Here is a 16,240-nt window from a genome sequence, read left to right as displayed (position 1 = left end):
GCCGTCAGCGGCGGCGCATCAGGAACACGAAGGTCTTGTCCTGCGTCGTCGATTCGACGATCTCGTTGCCCGTCTGCTTCGCGAACGCGGCGAAATCGCGCTGCGAGCCCGGATCGGTCGCGAGCACCTTGAGGATCTGCCCGCTTTCCATATCGGCGAGCGCTTTCTTGGCACGCAGGATCGGCAACGGGCAATTGAGCCCGCGCGCGTCCACTTCCTTGTGAATCTGCATCGGCTGTCGACCTTCGAATGACGCGCCATTCAAGGCGCGGAGAGAAGCCGGGATTTTACCGCAGCGCCGCGGTGCCTGCCCGGGCCGCCTGCGGCCCGGCGCCCGCGGACACCCGGCTCAGGTGCCCGAAAAGCCGCCCGCGAGCCGTTCGCGCAGGTGCCGCACGAGCGCGCGCACCGCGCTCGGCACGACCGGGCTGTACGGGCGGATCGCGAAAATGTGGTCGCCGAACGCGCCCGACGGCCGCCAGCCGTCGAGCAGCGCGACGAGCCGGCCGGCGTCGAGATCGCGCTGCGCGCTGAAATCCGGCAGCAGCGCAATGCCGAGCCCGCCGAGCGCGGCTTCGCGCATCGCCTCGCTGTTGTTCGCCGCAAAGCTGCCGCGCACCGGCACGCTCACACGCTCACGCCGCCGGCCATGCGGCTCGAAGCTCCAGGCGGCCGGCTCGTTGTCGCGCAGGTAGCACAGGCAGCTGTGCTCGACGAGCTCGCTCGGGTGCCGCGGCGCGCCGCGCGCGTCGAGGTAGTCGCGGCTCGCGACGAGCAGCGAGCGCGTGTCGCACAGCTTCCATGCGACGTGGGTCTGCGGCGCGGTGGTCGTATGGCGGATCGCGAGGTCGAAACCTTCCTGCGTCAGCGAATGCAGCCGGTCCGACAGGTCGAGCTCGATCTGCACGCCCGGATGCTGCCGCAGGAAATCGGGCAGGTGCGGCACGACCTGCTGGCGACCGAGCGCGACCGGCACCGTCAGGCGCAGCAGGCCGCGCGGCTCGCCGGCCAGGTCCTTCACGCGCGCGAAGTGCTGCCCGATCGACTCGAACGCGTCGCGCGTGCTGTCGACGAGCGTCTGGCCCGCATCGGTGAGCCGCACGCTGCGCGTCGTGCGACGCACGAGCGGCACGCCGGCCGCCTTTTCGAGATCGGCGATGCGCTGGCTCATCGCGGCCTTGCTGATGCCGAGCCGCTGCGCGGCGGCCGTGAAACTGCCCGCCGCGGCCAGCACCGTCAGCGAATGGATATGCGGCCAGAGCGCCTGGACATTTTGCTGATTCATCCATTGATTATTCAGAATTCTGAACAGTGAATCAAGCTGCGCGGCCTTCTCCCGCCCGGCGCGTTTGCCTAGACTTGGTGCTGTCCACCCCACCCGATCCCCAGGAGACACGATGAATCCGGTTCCCGCGTACACCTCCGACGCCGACGTCGGCCACTATGTCGACGGCGCGCCCGTCGCCGGCCGCAGCGGCCGCTTCCAGGACGTTCTCAATCCCGCGCTCGGCCGCGCGGTGCGCCGCGTGGCGCTCGCCGACGACAGCGAAGTGCAGCAGGCCGTCGCATCGGCCCATGCCGCGTTCCCGGCCTGGGCCGCGACGCCGCCGATCCGCCGCGCACGCGTGCTGCACCGCTTCCTGCAACTGATGAACGAGCACCGCGACGCCCTCGCGGCGATCATCACGGCCGAGCACGGCAAGGTGTTTTCCGACGCGCAGGGCGAAGTCGCGCGCGGCATCGACATCATCGAATTCGCATGCGGCGTGCCGCAGCTGCTGAAGGGCGACTTCACCGACCAGGTCAGCACCGGCATCGACAACTGGACGATGCGCCAGCCGCTCGGCGTCGTCGCTGGCATCACGCCGTTCAACTTCCCGTGCATGGTGCCGTGCTGGATGTTCCCGGTCGCGATCGCGACGGGCAACACGTTCGTGCTGAAGCCGAGCGAGCGCGACCCGTCGGCGGCCTTGTTCATCGCCGACCTGCTCACGCAGGCCGGGCTGCCGGCCGGCGTGTTCAACGTCGTGCAGGGCGACAAGGGCGCGGTCGACGCGCTGCTCGACCACCCGGACGTGCAGGCCGTCAGCTTCGTCGGTTCCACGCCGATCGCGGCCTACGTGCAGCAGCGCGCCGTGCAATCGGGCAAGCGCGTGCAGGCGCTCGGCGGCGCGAAGAACCACCTCGTCGTGATGCCCGATGCGAACCTCGAGCAGGCCGTCGACGCGCTGATCGGCGCCGCGTACGGCTCGGCCGGCGAACGCTGCATGGCGATCAGCGTCGCGGTGCTGGTGGGCGACGTCGCGGACCAGATCGTGCCGCTGGTGGCCGAGCGCGCGCGCAAGCTGGTGATCGGCGACGGCATGTCGCCGGAAGTCGAGATGGGCCCGATCGTCACCGGCGATGCATTGAAGCGCATCGAAGGCTATATCGAGCAAGGCGTGAACGAAGGCGCGCAACTGGTGGTCGACGGCCGCGGGCTGCGCGTGCCGGGCCGCGAGGCAGGCTTCTTCACCGGCGGCACGCTGTTCGACCACGTGACGCCCGACATGCGGATCTACAAGGAAGAAATCTTCGGGCCCGTGCTCGGTTGCGTGCGCGTGAAGGATTTCGGCGAAGCGGTCGACCTGATCAACGCGCATGAATTCGGCAACGGCGTGTCGTGCTTCACGAGCGACGGCGGCATCGCGCGCGAATTCGCGCGGCGCATCCAGGTCGGCATGGTCGGCATCAACGTGCCGATTCCGGTGCCGATGGCATGGCACGGCTTCGGCGGCTGGAAGAAGAGCCTGTTCGGCGACATGCATGCATACGGCGAAGAAGGCGTGCGCTTCTACACGCGCCAGAAGTCGGTGATGCAGCGCTGGTCGTCGAGCATCGGCAAGGGTGCCGAATTCGCGATGCCGACCGCGAAGTAACCGCCCGACGGCACGCCGCCCGCCGATCAGTTAAGCGGGCGGTGCGCCGGCCGGATGCGTCAGCCGGCCTGCGTGCCGTGCGCGCCGTCGGCGGTCGGCAGGTACGACAGTTCGAGCCGGTACGCGAGCGCGACGAACAGGCTCTGCGCGAGGCCCATCGTGGCCGTCAGCGCACGGAAACCGAACGTCGCGCTGTCCTGCACCATCAGCGTCACCTCGGCCTCCCGCGCCAGCGGGCTCATCCGGCTGTCGGTGATCGCGATCAGCCGCGCGCCGCGCTGCACGGCCTGCTGCGCGACCTGCACGGTTTCCTCCGCATACGGCATGAACGAGATGACGATCATCACGTCGCCCTCGCGCACCGAGCGGATCTGCCCGAGATGCATGCTGCCGAGCGCGCTGAACAGCCCGATGCGCTTGTCGGTGTGCTGCAGCGCATAGTCGAGGTACACGGCAATCGGAAACGCGCGCCGCGAGCCGGCGATCCAGATCGCCTGCGTGTCGGCGAGCAGGTCGACGGCCTGCGCGAGCGCCTGCGAATCGAGCGTCTGCCGCAGCTGCTGCATCCCCGCAATGCTGCCCTTGATGAATTCGTCGGCGATCTGCTCGGGCTGCAGGCTCGACGAGCCCGATTCGATCACGTCGCGCAGCCGCAGGTTGTACGCGCGGCCCGGCGCGATCTGCTGCGCGATCCCTTCGCGGAACAGCCGCTGCATCTCGGAGAAGCCGGAGAAGCCGAAATGCTTCGCGAAGCGCACGACGGCTGACGGCTGGACACCGCACGCTTCCGCGAGCGACTGGATGCCTTCCAGGCCAAGCTGGTCCCGATGCGTTTCCACGTGGCGCGCAATCACCTTCAGGCGATTGCTGAGGCCGTCGTACTCCTGCGTCAGATGCTGCAGGAACTGCTCGACGGTGGCGGGAGGTTTCTCGGATGAACTCATCGGATAGCGCGAAGTTGACGGCCCCGGCATGCGCGCGATGTTGACTGACGCGGCCCGGGGCTCACCTGGATACATGCATGAAGGGCGAATTTAATCACGTTTGCGGCGCGGCCCGCGCCGCGTGCTCGCTCCCACGCGCTCGATCATCACTTGCCTACGCTCCACGGCGATACTGGAAGCGATTGTCCAACGCTCTCGCGGCGTCGTAAAGATTAGGGCGTCTACCAAGCCGGCCATCGGCGGGAAGCGGCGCTAAACCGCCCGCCCTGCGCCCCGGCCGGCCCGTGCCGCCGGTTCAACGATAGTCGACCCACACGCCGCCCGCATCGGCGGAGCGCACGCAGTTCTCGACCCAGCGCACGCCTTCCACGCCCGCATGGACATCCGGATAGCGGATGTTCTTCAATGCCTCGGCGTCGCCGCGATCGGCCGCATCCATTGCGAGCGCGAAGCGCGCATAGAGATTCGACCAGGCCTCGAACAGCCCTTCCGGATGCCCGGCGCCGATGCGATCTTCGCGCAATGCGTGCGGATGCAGATAACCCATCCCGCGATCGAGCACCTGCGCCGGCTGCCCCTGCACTTCGTAGCGCAACTGGTTCGGGTGCTCGTCCCACCACTCGACGCTCGCCTTCGAGCCGATCACGCGCACCTTCTGACTGTGCATCGAGCCCGCGTTCACCGCGCTCGACCACACGTAGCCGACCGCGCCCGTGTCGTATTCCATGATCGTGAACGCGTTGTCTTCCAGCGGCGCGCGGCTCTTCACGAAGCTCTGCCGCGAACACATCAGCCGACGGATCTTCAGCTCGGGCGCCATCACTTCGGAGATGTACAGCGGATGCGTGCCGATGTCGCCGAGCACATAGCTCGGGCCCGCGAACTTCGGGTCGACGCGCCAGCGCGCGGCCGCGCTCGCGGCCTCGACGCCCTCGCTGTGGAACCCGTGTGCAAACTGCATCTGCACGATGCGGATCTCGCCGAGATCGCCGCGCGCGATCATTTCGCGCGCCTGTTCGATCATCTGGTGTCCGGAATAGCCGTACGCGACGCCGACGATCAGGTTCTTCTCGACCGACAGCCGCTGCAGCGTCTCGGCCTCGTCGGTCGTGAAGCACAGCGGCTTCTCGCAGACCACGTGCAGCCCCGCGTTCAGCGCGGCGCGGCAGATCTCGAAGTGCGTGTTGTTCGGCGTCGCGATCGACACCGCGCGAATGCCGTCCGGACGGCGGGCCTCGGCATCGAACATCGTCGTGTAGTCGGGATAGCAGCGTTCCGCTGCAACGCCGAGCTTCACGCCGAACTGGCGACCGCGTTCGGGATCGATGTCGAACGCGCCGGCGACCAGCTGGAAGCTGCCGTCGCGCAGCGCGGCCGACCGGTGGCTGTAGCCGATCTGGCTGCCGAGCCCGCCGCCGACCATGCCCCAGCGAATCGAATGTCCAAGCAGAATCTGTCCGTCAATCATGATGGTGGTGTTCCTGGTCCGTGTTCAGGGTGTGCGTGGCGCGGTGGATCATGCGAAGCCGGCCGACGCGAGAAACGCGCGGCTCGCGGCGACGTCGCGCAGGCTCGTGCCGGCGTTGCGCGGGTCGCGCTCCTGCTCGATCGTGATGTAGCCCGCGTAGCCGATGTCGTCGAGCGCGTGCCGGATCGCCCGGTAGTCGAGCACGCCGGTGCCGATCGGGCACATCACGCCGCGCGCGCACGCGGCGAAGAACGCGATGTGCTCGCCCATCACCGCGTCGTACACGGCCGCGTCGATGTCCTTGAAATGCACGTAGTCGAGGCGCGCCGCGTGGCGGCGCAACCACACTTCCGGATCCATGCCCGAGTAGTACAGGTGGCCCGTGTCGAGACAGAGGCCGGCCGTGTCGGCCGGAATATCGGCGACGATCCGGTCGATCTCGTCCGCGAACTCGATGTAGCCGCCCGCATGCGGATGGATCACCGTGCGCACGCCGAACTCGTCGCGCGCGATCGTCGCGATCTGCCGGATATGCTCGACCATCGTCGACCAGCTTTCGTCCGACAGCCGCGGCGCGCGATCGCCATGGCCCGCCGCGTAGTCGCGTTCCTCGTGGCCCCAGTCCATCACGACGAGGTACGGCGCCGCATGACGCTGGCCGTCCTGCGTCGGCAGCTTAGGCAGCCGCGTGACCAGCGCGCAGATGTCGCGCGTCTGGCGCAGCAGGTTCGGCAGGTTCTCCGGCGCTACGAGATCGTCGAAGATCGTGCCGGCGGTGATGCTCAGGCGCTGCCGCTCGAGCTCCGCGCTCACCACGTCGAGCTCGAGCGGGATGTAGCCGTACGGCCCGAGCTCGATGCCCGAGTAGCCGGCCTCGGCCGCCTCGGCGAGCACCTGCCGCCACGGCGGCAGGTGCGGGTTCTTCACGTCGTCGACACCCCAGCAGCACGGTGCGCAACCCATCTTCATCGTCATGTCGGTCAGTCCGGCAGATAAGCGGTTGCGGTTCAGCCGCGATAGAACGCAGGGCGTTCGGCCATCGCGATCGGCTCGACCGCCCCGCTCTTTTGCGCACGCACGCAGGCGTCGGCCGCGACCGCCGCCGCGTAGCCGTCCCATGCGGACGGCCCGGTGAGCGCGTTCGCGCGCACGCCGTCGATGAACGCCTGCAGCTCGACGTCGTACGACGCGATGAAGCGCTCCTTCCAGTCGGTCATGATCTCGACCGACTGCCGCGCCGCATGCTTGAGCCCCACGGCCGGCGGATCGGGCAGCTTCGCGATGCCCTGCTCGCCCACCACCTCGCACTGGATGTCATAGCCGTACTGGCAGTTCACGAAGATCTCGACGTCGATGCGCACGCCGCTCGCGGTTTCCAGCAGCACGATCTGCGGATCGGCGAGATGCGAGGACGCATGGCGCGTCTTCTTCGGATAGACGACCTGGGTGCTCACGTAGTCCTCGCCGAGCAGCCAGCGCAGCACGTCGAGCTCGTGGATCAGCGTGTCGGTGATCGCCATGTCGGTCGTGTAGCGCTCGCCGACCGACTGGTTGCGGTGCGCGCAATGCAGCATCAGCGGCGCGCCGATCTCGCCGCTGTCGATCACACGCTTCAGCGCGCGATAGCCTTCATCGTACGGACGCATGAAGCCGACCTGCACGAGCCGCTTGCCGTGCGCGACTTCGGCCTCGACGATCCGCATGCAGCCTTCGGCCGTGACCGCGAGCGGCTTCTCGCAGAACACGGGCTTGCCGTGCGCGATCGCATCGAGCACGAAGGCTTCGTGCGTCGGCCCCCACGACGTGACGAGCACGGCCTGCACGTCGGCGGCCGCGACCACCTCGTGGCCGTCGCCGTAGATCTCGGCGTCGAGCCCGTACTTCGTCACCGCGTCGCGCGCCTGCTGCGGATCGATGTCGTTGACGGCCACGACACGCGCGCCGGACAGCGTGCGGGTCAGTCTGCGAATATGGTCCTGGCCGATCGCACCGCAGCCGATCACGCCGATTTGCAAGGTCATCTAAGAGTCTCCAGTCGTTCATTGGCGGTGCGGCACGCGCCGCACCGGTCAGCCATCCGTCAGCGCGCCGTGCGATCGAAATGACGATCGACGTAGCGTTGGATCGTGTCGCGCATGTAGCGCGACGACGCTTCCGCACGGTCCTCCCACGCAAACACGCACGACGACATCACGCCGTCGAAGCCTGCCGCGCCGAGCGCGCGAAAGAACACGTCCCAGTCGATCTCGCCCTGCCCGATGTCGAGATGCTGGTGCACGCGGATCTGGTTCGAACCCGGCGGGTTCACGATGTAGCGCAGCTGGCTGCTCTTGCGGTGGTCGAAGGTGTCGGCCACGCGCACGTGTGCGAGGATCGGCGCGGCCTGCGCGATCATCGCGGCCATGTCGTCGCCGTAGTAGAACGTGTGCGGCGCGATGTACGACAGCTTCAGCGACGGCGAGCCGATATTCGTGACGATGTCGATCGCGGGCTGCAGCTGCTCGATCCAGTCCTCCGGATGCGGCTCGACCGACAGCACGATGCGTTCGCGCTCGAGGATCGGCAGCAGCTCGTCCATCGACCGGAACCACGCGGCTTCGCATAGCTCCTTCGGGTTCGCGCCCGGCCGTTCGCCAACCGAGCGCTCGGGCGACGCGCCGCGCCCGAACTCCGACACCATCAGCGCGCACTCCATCTCGACCGCCACCTCGATCGCCTTCTTCCAGCAACGCACCGCCCATTGCCGCTCGTCCTCGAACGGGCTCGCCCAGCGGTACATCGGCTGCAGCGACGCGAGGCCGACGCCGCTCGCGCGCATGGCCTGACGGAACGCGGCCATCCGCTCGCGCGTCGCGCGGGGCATCACCCACCAGTCGAGAAAGTCGCTGCGCGGCGACAGCTCGATCTGGTCGTAGCCGAGCTCGGCCACCGCGTGCGGCAGGCGGTCGAGCGGCAGGTGGCGAATCATGTAGGGGTCCAGCGCGATCTTCATCGAATGTCCTCGACGGTGGCGGGTTCCGGTCGAAGGCGGCGGCACGTGCCGCCCTCGTCCGGCGATGCTTCTTGGGTCAGCGGCGCTTCTTCTTGTTGCGGTACTGGTCGGCGATCACCGCCGCGACGATGATCGCGCCCTTGACCATCTCCTGGTAATACGCGTCGATGCGGATGAACGTGAAGCCCGACGTCATCACGCCGAGGATCAGCACGCCGATCACGGTGCCCGTCACGCGGCCGAGGCCACCCGACAGCGACGTGCCGCCGATCACGACCGCCGCGATCGCATCGAGCTCGTACATCACGCCCATGCCCGACTGGCCCGAGATCGCCCGCGCGGCCGTCACGGTGCCGGCGATCCCGCTCAGGAGGCCCGCGATCGCGTAGACGAAGATCAGGTGGCGCGTGACGTTGATGCCCGACACGACGGCCGCATGACGGTTCGCGCCGATCGCATACGTGTACTTGCCGAAGCGCGTGTAGCGCAGCACGACGTGGAAGATCGCGGCGATCACGAGAAAGATGATCACCGGATTGGCGCCCGCGCCGATGGCCGCGAACGGGTCGGTCAGCATCGACACCGGCATCCCGTTCGTGAACCACTTCGCGAAGCCGCGCGCGGCCACCATCGTGCCGAGCGTCGCGATGAACGGCGGAATGCCCGTCATCGCGATCAGCGAGCCGTTCAGCAGGCCGACCAGCAGCCCGACGCACACGCCGGCCAGCACGGGCCAGATGATCGGCAGGTCGGTCAGGTGCGGAAACACCGCGCGCGGGAAGTCGGACACCTGCGCGAGACTGGCCGAGACGACCGCCGCGGCGGCCACGACCGAGCCTGACGACAGGTCGATCCCGCTGGTGATGATCACGAGGTTCACACCGACCGCGATGATGCCGATCACGGCCATCTGCAGCACGATGATCTCGAGCCGCTCGGTGTTGAACAGGAAGCTCTGGCCGACGACGATCCAGCCGACGATCTCGAAGAACAGGCTGATGCCGACGAGCACGAGGAAGATGCTCAGCTCGGGCGGCCACTTCGTGTGCCGCGTCTTGAGGGTCATGGTCTGCGCATCCGCGACCGGGTTCATGTTGCCCATTTCCTTGTCTCCAATCTTGTTTCGGCTCAGCGCGACGCGAGATCCATGATGCGGACCTGGTCGGCGTCCTTGCGATCGACGATGCCGGTCATGCGCCCTTCGTGCATCACCATCACGCGATCGCTCATTCCCAGCACTTCCGGCATTTCCGACGAGATCATCAGCACCGCGACGCCCTTGCCGGCGAGCGCGCTGACGAGCCGGTGAATCTCGGCCTTCGCGCCGACGTCGATGCCGCGCGTCGGTTCGTCGAGGATCAGGATGCGCGGCTGCGTGAGCAGCCAGCGGCCGATCAGCACCTTCTGCTGGTTGCCGCCCGACAGGTTCTGGATCTCCTCGTGCAGCCCGGGCGACTTCACGCGCAGCATCCGGCTCATTTCCTCGCAGTCGCGCTTCAGCTGCGCCTGCCGCACGAAATTGAACTTCACATAGCGGTTGCTGAGCACCGCGGCTTCCATGTTCGCCAGCAGGTCGAGATTCAGGAAGCAGCCGGTGTCCTTGCGGTCCTCGGTGAGGAAGGCCATCCCGTACTTCATCGCCTGCGCGGGCGTCGTGATGCGCACCGGCTTGCCGTCGATCCGGATCTCGCCCGACGTGGCCGGCACGACGCCGAACAGCGCCTCGGCAACGTTCGAACGCCCCGAGCCGACGAGGCCGGCCACGCCGAGGATCTCGCCCGCGCGCAGTTCGAAACTCACGTCGCGGAACACGCCGTCGACGCCGAGGTTCTTCACCGACAGCACGACGTCGCCGATCGGCACCTCTTCCTTCGGGAACATCTGCGTGATCTCGCGCCCGACCATCATGCGGATGATGTCGTCGCGCGTGACGTCGCTCGATGCATGCGTGCCGATGTACTTGCCGTCGCGGAACACCGAGAACTCGTCGGCGATCTCGAACAGCTCGTTCATCTTGTGCGTGATGTAGACGATGCCCTTGCCCTGCTCGCGCAACTGGCGAATGATCCGGAACAGGTGCGTGACTTCCTTGTCGGTCAGCGCCGAGGTCGGCTCGTCCATGATCAGCACGTCGGAGTCGAACGACACGGCCTTCGCGATCTCGACCATCTGGCGGCTCGCGACCGTCAGCGTGCGCACGTCGGTTTCCGGATCGATGTCGATCGACAGCCGCTCGAACAGCTCGGCCGTCTGGCGGCGCAGCGCCGCGTGATCGATCAGGCCGAAACGGTTCTTCGGTTCGCGGCGGATCCAGATGTTCTCCGCGACCGTCATGTACGGCATCAGGTTGAGTTCCTGGTGGATCATCGCGATGCCGCGGTCGAGCGCATCGAGCGGGCCGTTCAGCACGACGGGCTCGCCATTGATCAGGATCTCGCCCTGGTCGGGCGTGTAGACGCCGGCGATGATCTTCATCAGCGTCGACTTGCCCGCGCCGTTCTCGCCCATCAGTGCATGGACGGTGCCGCGACGCACGCGGAACTGCACGCCGTCGAGCGCAACGACGCCGGGAAAGGACTTGCCGACGCCGCGCACCTCGAGCACGCAGTCGGCCGCGGAAGAAGCCGGCGGGGCCGACGAGCCGGTCGAGCCGGACGAAGCGGCCGGCGCATCGCCGCCGGCCATCGGGCGCGCGACTCTGGCTGTAAACATGGACGTTCCTCGACAAGTCGCGCGCGAGCCCGGCCATGCCGGGCCCGCGCAGTTCAACGGATCACCGGTCAATGCTTCGCGTACTGGTTCATGTTCTCGGGCGTCACGAGCTCGAACGGCACGTTCACGTAGCGGTCGACGGGCTGTTTCTTCGCGAGCTTGAGTGCGGCCGCGACGGCCTGCTGCCCCTGCCCGGCCGCGTTCTGGTACACCGACACCTTCAGCTCGCCGCTCTTCATCGATGCGAGGCCGTCAGGCGTCGCGTCGATGCCGGCGACGATCGTCTTCGGCGTCAGCTTGCGCGCCGCCTTCAGCGCGTTGATCGCGCCGATCGCCATCTCGTCGTTGTTCGACACGATCGCGTCGAACTTCGTACCGGAGCTCAGCCAGTTCATCGTGATGTCCTGGCCCTGCGTGCGGCTCCACTTGCCTTCGCGCTTGTCGACGATCTTCATGCCCGCGCAATCCTTCGTCGCGATCACGTCCTCGATGTCCTTGGTGCGGGCGCGCGCCGATTCGTTGGACAGCTCGCCCATCAGCACGAGCAGGTCGCCCTTGCCGCCGAGCAGCTTGCACACCTGGCGCGCCTGCAGCGTGCCCGACTGCTTTTCGTCGGACGCGACGACCGCGACGCCGGTTGGCAGCTTGTCGAAATCGACCGGCTTGCGGTTCACGTAAACAAGCGGAATCTTGGCCGCCGTCACCATCTTGGTGATCTTCGGCGTCGCGTCGGTATCGACCGCGTTCACGATGATCGCGTCGACCTTCTGCGCGATCATGTTCTGGACCTGGCTCAACTGCTTGCCGACATCGTTGCCGCCGTCCTCGATCTGTACCGTCGCGCCGTCCTTCTTCGCCGAATCGGCGATGCTGTTGCGCAGGATGGTCAGGAACGTGTCGTCGAACGACGCCATCGTCACGCCGATCTTCTCGGCATGCGCGAGCGGCGCAGCCAGGATCGCGGCGGCCGCGACGGCCATCAGCTTGGTCTTCATGATCAATCTGTCTCCTCATCTCCGGGGGGCGGAAGACGGCGCGTTGCGCGCCGCCGGGCCGAGTCCGATACGGACTGAAGCATCCGGATGAAACTGTAGATCACTTCCTCGAAAATTTGGAAATTTATTTCTACGTGATTTCACCTAGGGAACTGGATTTCCAAAAAGTCTAGACTCCGTTCCGTAGCCCGATTCCTTGCGGCAGGCAGTCCCGCGTCGTGCAGCACACGTTGCGGATCGCCACCGATGGATCGGTCCCCTAATCTGCCGGCATCGCCGAACGCCGGCCGCGAGCGTGACACGTGATATGAGCCTGCTGAACTTTCCGAGTGACCGCCCCATCGATCTCGCCTGCCTCGGCCGCGTGGCCGTGGATCTCTATGCGCAGCAGTACGGCAGCCGCCTGGAGGACGCGCGCAGCTTCCAGATGTATCTCGGCGGCTCGTCCGGCAACGTCGCGTTCGGCGTGGCCCGGCTCGGGCTGAAGACCGCGATGATCTCGCGCGTCGGCGACGAGCAGATGGGCCGCTTCCTGCGTGAAACGCTCGAGCGCGAAGGCTGCGACACGAGCCAGCTGCAGACCGACCGCGAGCGCCTCACCGCGCTGGTGCTGCTCGGGCTGAAGGATCGCGACACGTTCCCGCTGCTGTTCGTGCGCGAGAACTGTGCGGACATGGCCGTGCGCGCCGACGAGATCAGCGAAGACTTCATCGCGGGCTGCCGCGCGCTGGCGATCACCGGCACGCACCTGTCGACGCCGGGCACGCGCGAGGCGTCGCTGACCGCGCTCGGTTATGCACGCCGCCATGGCGTCGTGCGGATCCTCGACATCGACTACCGGCCCGTGCTGTGGGGACTGACCGCGCGCGGCGCGGGCGAAAACCGCTACGTGCCGGACGCGCAGGTGACGCGGCAACTGCAGCAGGTGCTCGGCGAATTCGACCTGCTGGTCGGCACCGAGGAGGAATTCCTGATCGCGGGCGGCGTGCCGCACGACGTGATCGGTTCGTTGCAGGCGGTGCGCAAGATCACGAATGCGACGCTGGTCGTCAAGCGCGGCGCGCTCGGCTGCTGCGTGATCGAAGGCGACATTCCCGCCCGCATCGACGATGCACCGACCTACCTCGGCGAACGCGTCGAGGTGCTCAACGTGCTCGGCGCGGGCGACGCGTTCCTGTCGGGCCTGCTGTCGGGGCTGCTGCGCGGCCGCGACTGGGCCGAGTCGACGCGCATCGCGAACGCGTGCGGCGCGATCGTCGTGTCGCGTCACGCGTGCTCGGCCGCGATGCCGACGCCGGCCGAACTCGCGCACTGGTTCGACGGCAGCCGCAATCCGGTGGTCGACGCCGACCGCACGCTCGCGCACCTGCATCGCGTGACGGTGCCGCGCCGCGAATGGAACGAGCTGTGCGTGATGGCGTTCGACCATCGCAGCCAGTTCTACGAACTCGCGGTGCAGGCAGGCGCGGACGAAGCGCGGATCAAGACGCTGAAGCGCCTGCTCGTGCGCGCGGTCGAACAGGTCGAGCGCGATCGCCATCTCGAAGGCCACGTCGGCGTGCTGATCGACGGTGGCGGCTACGGCAGCGACGCGCTTGCGTCGGCCACCGGACGCGGCTGGTGGGTCGGCCGCCCGGTCGAGCTGCCGGGCTCGCGGCCGCTGCGTTTCGACGAAACGCGCTCGGTGGGCTCGTCGCTCACGCACTGGCCGACCGAACAGGTCGTGAAGTGCCTCGTTCACTATCACCCCGACGACCAGGTCGACCTGCGCGTCGAACAGGAGCAGCGCGTGCTGGAACTGTGGGAAGCCACGCGCGCCAGCGGCAACGAGCTGCTGCTGGAAATGATTCCGCCGCGCGCGGTCACGCCGGCCGGCACCGAGGACGATGCGGTGCTGCGCACGATCGCGCGCTTCTACAACCTCGGCGTGATGCCCGAATGGTGGAAGCTCACGCCGCTGAGCGCCGACGGCTGGGCGCGGCTCGCCGCGCTGATCGCCGAGCGCGACCCGCACTGCCGTGGCGCGGTGATCCTCGGGCTGAACCAGCCGCTGCAATACCTCGTCGACAGCTTCCGCTCGGCGACCAACCCGATCGTCAAGGGCTTCATGGTCGGGCGCACGCTGTGGGCCGATGCATCGCTGAACTGGTTCGCCGGCCGGATCGACGACCAGGCGCTGATCGACGAAGTCGCCGGCAACTTCGCGCAGCTGGTCGACGCGTGGCTCGGCCGACGTGCCGCGGCCGCCCGCGCCGCCGCGGCCTGACGCGACGCCCGCGATGACCCATTCCTCTTCATCGACCGACATGACCTCTACCGTAAGACTGACCGTCAGCCAGGCGCTCGTGCGCTACCTGGCCGCCCTGCGCGCCGAAGTCGTCCAGCCCGACGGCCGCACCGAGATCCTGCCGTACTGCGGCGGCGTGTTCGCGATCTTCGGTCACGGCAACGTGGCCGGGCTCGGCGAGGCGCTGCACGCGGAAAAGGACCGGCTGCCGACCTTCCGCGCCCACAACGAGCAAGGGATGGCCAATGCGGCCGTCGCGTTCGCGAAAGCGAATTTCCGCCAGCGGATGATGGCCGCGACGTCGAGCATCGGCCCCGGCGCGACCAACATGCTGACGTCGGCCGCGCTCGCGCACGTCGGCCGGCTGCCGCTGCTGCTGTTGCCCGGCGATGTGTTCGTGTCGCGCCTGCCCGACCCCGTGCTGCAGCAGGTCGAGGATTTCGAGCAAGGCGACGTCAGCGCGAACGACTGCTTCCGGCCGGTGACGCGCTACTTCGACCGGATCACGTCGCCCGAGCAGCTGCTCGTCGCGCTGCCGCGCGCGATCCAGGTGATGACCGATCCCGCGCAGTGCGGCCCGGTGTGCCTCGCGCTGCCGCAGGACGTGCAGACCTTCGCGTACGACTGGCCCGAGGATTTCTTCGCGCCGCCGGTGATCCGGATGCGCCGGCCGCCGGCCGACGCGCTCGAGCTCGCCGATGCGCTCGACGTGCTGAAGGCCGCGAAGAAGCCGCTGATCGTCGCGGGCGGCGGCGTGCTGTACAGCCAGGCGTGGGACGCGCTGCGCGCGTTCGCCGATACGCATGGCGTGCCGGTCGCCGAATCGCAGGCCGGCAAGGGCAGCCTCGCGTGGGACCATCCGCTGAATCTCGGGTCGATCGGCGTGACGGGCTCGCCCGCCGCGAACCACGCGGCCGCGCAGGCCGACGTGGTGTTCGCGGTCGGCACGCGGCTGCAGGACTTCACGACCGGCTCGCACGCGCTCTATGGCAATGCCACGCTATTGAGCCTGAACGTGCAGCCGTTCGACGCGGGCAAGAAACGCGGCCATCAACTGGTGGCCGATGCGCGCACGGGCCTCGGCCAGCTGTCGGCCGCGCTGGCCGGCTGGCATGCCGATCCGGCCTGGACCGCAGGCAGCCGCGACCAGGCCGCCGCTTGGAGTGCACGCGTGACCGAACTCACGACGCGCGTGCCGAAAGACACGCTCCCGTACGACGCGGAAGTGATCGGCGCGGTGCGCGATTCCGCAACCGACGCGGGACTCGACAGCGCGCGCGACGACCTCGTCGTGTGCGCGGCCGGCACGCTGCCGGCCGAGTTGCACAAGCTGTGGCGCAGCGGCGTGCCGGGCAACTACCACATGGACTATGCGTATTCGTGCATGGGCTACGAGGTCGCGGGCGGCCTCGGCGCGAAGCTCGCGCGGCCCGAGCGCGAAGTGATCGTGATCGTCGGCGACGGCTCGTACATGATGCTCAACGCGGAACTCGCGACGTCGGTGATGCTCGGTCGCAAGATCATCGTCGTGATCCTCGACAACCGCGGCTACGGCTGCATCGAGCGGCTGCAACTGAACTGCGGCGGCGCGAGCTTCAACAACATGCTCGACGACTGCGTGCCGGAAGGCGGCGAGCGCTCGACGATCGATTTCGCGATGCATGCGCGCGCGATGGGTGCCGAAGCCGTGCACGTGCGCGACATCGGCGAGCTGCGCAGCGAGATGAAGCGCGCCCGCGCCGCGAAGAAGAGCCAGGTGCTCGTGATCGATACCACGCACCGGCGCACGACCGACGACGGCGGCGCATGGTGGGAAGTCGCGGTGCCGCAGGTGTCCGAACGCACCGGCGTCGACGCAGCGCACCGCGCGTATCTCGATGCGAAGACCCGGCAGCGGCGCTGATGGCGCGCACTGCCCACGAAC

13 protein-coding genes are annotated in these 16,240 nt (G+C 67.8%); 3 read left to right on the top strand and 10 right to left on the bottom strand.

Annotated elements, in window-relative coordinates; translation table 11 throughout:
* Nucleotides 1-4 precede the first annotated feature (4 nt).
* Nucleotides 5-232 carry a sulfurtransferase TusA family protein gene (locus BCO18175_RS20070; RefSeq protein WP_006402122.1) on the bottom strand — a complete coding sequence of 76 codons (228 nt, stop codon included), beginning with the start codon at nucleotides 230-232 and terminating at the stop codon, nucleotides 5-7.
* A 117-nt stretch (nucleotides 233-349) separates the two neighbouring features.
* The gene (locus BCO18175_RS20065) at nucleotides 350-1,285 is read right to left on the bottom strand and encodes a LysR family transcriptional regulator (RefSeq protein WP_089439849.1); all 936 of its coding nucleotides are present in this window, start codon (nucleotides 1,283-1,285) and stop codon (nucleotides 350-352) included.
* Nucleotides 1,286-1,397: 112 nt separating this feature from the next.
* Between BCO18175_RS20065 and BCO18175_RS20060 the strand changes: the two genes are divergently transcribed.
* Complete coding sequence (locus tag BCO18175_RS20060; protein ID WP_174912783.1) at nucleotides 1,398-2,918, top strand: CoA-acylating methylmalonate-semialdehyde dehydrogenase; 1,521 nt, start codon at nucleotides 1,398-1,400, stop codon at nucleotides 2,916-2,918.
* Nucleotides 2,919-2,977: 59 nt separating this feature from the next.
* Here the strand turns inward: BCO18175_RS20060 and BCO18175_RS20055 are convergent, their stop codons facing one another.
* The 8 genes from BCO18175_RS20055 to BCO18175_RS20020 form a co-directional block, all read right to left on the bottom strand.
* The gene (locus BCO18175_RS20055; RefSeq protein ID WP_174912786.1) at nucleotides 2,978-3,862 is read right to left on the bottom strand and encodes a MurR/RpiR family transcriptional regulator; all 885 of its coding nucleotides are present in this window, start codon (nucleotides 3,860-3,862) and stop codon (nucleotides 2,978-2,980) included.
* 295 nt (nucleotides 3,863-4,157) lie between these two features.
* Nucleotides 4,158-5,330, bottom strand: a complete 1,173-nt coding sequence (locus BCO18175_RS20050) for a Gfo/Idh/MocA family protein (protein WP_174983414.1) — start codon at nucleotides 5,328-5,330, stop codon at nucleotides 4,158-4,160.
* A 48-nt stretch (nucleotides 5,331-5,378) separates the two neighbouring features.
* Nucleotides 5,379-6,305, bottom strand: coding sequence for a TIM barrel protein (locus tag BCO18175_RS20045; protein ID WP_174983412.1), 927 nt, complete (start codon nucleotides 6,303-6,305; stop codon nucleotides 5,379-5,381).
* A gap of 32 nt (nucleotides 6,306-6,337) precedes the next feature.
* A complete protein-coding gene (locus BCO18175_RS20040; protein ID WP_174983410.1) occupies nucleotides 6,338-7,351 on the bottom strand; it encodes a Gfo/Idh/MocA family oxidoreductase in 1,014 nt (337 codons plus the stop codon).
* Nucleotides 7,352-7,410: 59 nt separating this feature from the next.
* Nucleotides 7,411-8,322, bottom strand: coding sequence for a sugar phosphate isomerase/epimerase family protein (locus tag BCO18175_RS20035; RefSeq protein WP_166894555.1), 912 nt, complete (start codon nucleotides 8,320-8,322; stop codon nucleotides 7,411-7,413).
* 76 nt (nucleotides 8,323-8,398) lie between these two features.
* Nucleotides 8,399-9,424 carry an ABC transporter permease gene (locus BCO18175_RS20030; protein WP_174912802.1) on the bottom strand — a complete coding sequence of 342 codons (1,026 nt, stop codon included), beginning with the start codon at nucleotides 9,422-9,424 and terminating at the stop codon, nucleotides 8,399-8,401.
* 26 nt (nucleotides 9,425-9,450) lie between these two features.
* A complete protein-coding gene (locus tag BCO18175_RS20025; protein ID WP_174912805.1) occupies nucleotides 9,451-11,034 on the bottom strand; it encodes a sugar ABC transporter ATP-binding protein in 1,584 nt (527 codons plus the stop codon).
* Between the two features lie 68 nt (nucleotides 11,035-11,102).
* Entirely contained in the window at nucleotides 11,103-12,029 is a 927-nt protein-coding gene (locus tag BCO18175_RS20020; protein WP_174972579.1) for a sugar ABC transporter substrate-binding protein, read from the bottom strand.
* A 307-nt stretch (nucleotides 12,030-12,336) separates the two neighbouring features.
* On the opposite strand from BCO18175_RS20020, the gene BCO18175_RS20015 reads away from it, so the two are divergent.
* Complete coding sequence (locus BCO18175_RS20015) at nucleotides 12,337-14,295, top strand: bifunctional 5-dehydro-2-deoxygluconokinase/5-dehydro-2-deoxyphosphogluconate aldolase (protein WP_174912813.1); 1,959 nt, start codon at nucleotides 12,337-12,339, stop codon at nucleotides 14,293-14,295.
* 40 nt (nucleotides 14,296-14,335) lie between these two features.
* The gene (gene iolD / locus BCO18175_RS20010) at nucleotides 14,336-16,219 is read left to right on the top strand and encodes a 3D-(3,5/4)-trihydroxycyclohexane-1,2-dione acylhydrolase (decyclizing) (protein WP_174983409.1); all 1,884 of its coding nucleotides are present in this window, start codon (nucleotides 14,336-14,338) and stop codon (nucleotides 16,217-16,219) included.
* The last annotated feature ends 21 nt before the right edge of the window (nucleotides 16,220-16,240 follow it).

Origin of the sequence: Burkholderia lata (assembly GCF_902499335.1) — a bacterium.
Classification (GTDB): domain Bacteria; phylum Pseudomonadota; class Gammaproteobacteria; order Burkholderiales; family Burkholderiaceae; genus Burkholderia; species Burkholderia lata_B.
This window is presented reverse-complemented; position numbering and strand designations above follow the sequence as displayed.